Source organism: Mesorhizobium sp. M2A.F.Ca.ET.067.02.1.1, assembly GCF_004023285.1.
Classification (GTDB): domain Bacteria; phylum Pseudomonadota; class Alphaproteobacteria; order Rhizobiales; family Rhizobiaceae; genus Mesorhizobium.
This window is the reverse complement of the sequence record NZ_RZSB01000942.1, coordinates 1-2,023: the sequence shown is the minus strand read 5'-3', so window position 1 is coordinate 2,023 and position 2,023 is coordinate 1. Positions and strand designations below refer to the sequence as shown.

Sequence of the window (2,023 nt, the reverse complement as noted above, 5' to 3'; positions counted from 1 at the left end):
GTTGGGGCGGCCCCCTGGTCATCGAGCCGACCGAGCAGCGCAACAAGGTCGTGTCGGTAACCGGTGGCGGCATCCATCCGGTGGCGCAGCTCATTGCCGACATGACCGGCGCCCAGGCTGTCGACGGCTTCAAGTCGCCGCCGATCGAAAGCGAGATGGCGGTCGTCGTCGTCGACTGCGGCGGCACCGCGCGCTGCGGCGTCTACCCGCGCAAGCGTATCCCGACCGTCAATCTGACGCCGGTCGGCCAGGCGGGTCCGCTCGCCCAGTTCATCACGGAAGACATCTACGTTTCGGGCGTGAAGCCGGCCAATGTCGCAGTGGCGGACGGATCCGAAGCGGTCACCACTGCGGGGGGAGCAGCATCGATGAGGTCAAGCAACAACACCACTGCCAGGGCGGCCGAGCCGCTGCCGAGGGGAGGCGGGCTTATCGGCCTGATCAGCTCGATCGGCCGCGTCATGGGCCGCGTGGTCGGCATCTTCTTCAACTCCGGCCGCCGCACCATCGATCAGGTCGTCCGCAACGTGCTGCCCTTCATGGCCTTCGTGACCATGCTGATCGGCCTGATCCTCTATACCGGCATCGGCGATGTGCTGGCGCAGCCGATGGGTCCGCTGGCCAACAACATCGTCGGCCTGCTGGTCATCTCGGCCATCTGCGGCCTGCCGTTCCTGTCGCCCATCCTGGGACCGGGCGCGGTCATCGCCCAGGTCATCGGCGTCGCCATCATCGGCCCGCAGATCGCCAACGGCACCATCTCGCCCGCAATGGCGCTGCCGGCGCTGTTTGCCTACAACACCCAGGTGGGCTGCGACTTCGTTCCCGTCGGTCTGGCGCTCGGTGAGGCCAAGCCGAAGACGATCGAAATCGGCGTGCCGGCGGTGCTCATCAGCCGCCAGATCATGGGCCCTGTCTCCGTGCTGATCGCCTGGGTCGTGTCCCTGATCGTGTTCTAAAATAGCAGTAGTAAAACGAGGTTCGTCATATGTCGGTTCTTCTCAAGACACGGGTCACGGCAATAGGACCCGAAGTGGCGGACCTCGCCGAGGGCGGCGTGCTCATCCTGTTCGCGGATGGCTCGCCTCCCGAACTGGCCGAGGTCTCCGTGCTGCACAAGACGGAGGAAGGCCCGAGCGACGATGCGCCAGCAACAGGCGCCTCCATCACACTCGGGCCGGTCTCGGCGACGATAACGGCGGTCGGCTCCACGGCCTGGAGCAAGGTCCGCGAGATGGGTCATGTCGTGATCTCTTTCAACGGAGCATCCGAGGCCGAAAGGCCGGGTGAGGTTTGCGCGTCCGAGGTCGATACCGGAGCGCTCGTGGCCGCCCTTACACCGGGCGCTGTCATCACCATCGCCGCCTGATAATATCCGCGCTGTCTGTCGATAAGCGCCCAAACCTAGAGAATTGCCATGGAACGCTCGACCATCGTCAGAGTGCACGAAGGTTTGCACGCCCGTCCCGCCACGCGGTTCGTAAAACTCGCCAAGGGTTTCGAATCCGATGTCGAGCTGGTCAAGGACGGCAAGGCGGTCAGCGCCAAGAGCTCGGTCAAGCTGATGCTGCTGGCGGTCAAGGAAAACCAGGAAGTCACCGTGCGCGCCAACGGCGCCGACGCCATCGAGGCGATCGAGGCGCTGATCGGCTATCTGGAGAATCCGCGCGCCGGTCTCGACGACGAGAGCGAAGCGGGTGAGGGCGGCTCTGAAACCGCAGCCGTCGCACCTGCGTCGGAGCCCGTAGCACCGGCTGCAGCATCGGCGGATGGAACGCCGAAACTGCAGGGCGTAGCCGCCAGTGAGGGCGTGGCGATCGGGCCGGCCTTCGCCCATTTCCCGCCGGAGATCGAGGGGCCGGGCAGGCACCTGCAGGCCGGCGAGATCGAAAGCGAGCTCGAGCGCTTCCGCGGCGCCGTCGCCAGCGTCCAGGCGCGCATGGACCGCACGCTTGCCGAGAACAATCTCGCCGCCGGCGACCGCGGCATCGTCGCGGCTTTGCGCGACATCGCCGCCGACGAC

3 protein-coding genes are annotated in these 2,023 nt (G+C 66.1%); all 3 read left to right on the top strand.

The features are described 5' to 3' along the window. Window positions 1-959: PTS glucitol/sorbitol transporter subunit IIB (locus EOA28_RS34020; RefSeq protein WP_128315755.1), on the top strand; the 959-nt coding region annotated here is incomplete at its 5' end. Between the two features lie 29 nt (window positions 960-988). Then, entirely contained in the window at window positions 989-1,369 is a 381-nt protein-coding gene (locus tag EOA28_RS34015) for a PTS glucitol/sorbitol transporter subunit IIA (RefSeq protein ID WP_126061115.1), read from the top strand. Window positions 1,370-1,417: 48 nt separating this feature from the next. Beyond that, the coding region (locus EOA28_RS34010) for an HPr family phosphocarrier protein (RefSeq protein WP_128315754.1) at window positions 1,418-2,023 on the top strand (606 nt) is incomplete at its 3' end.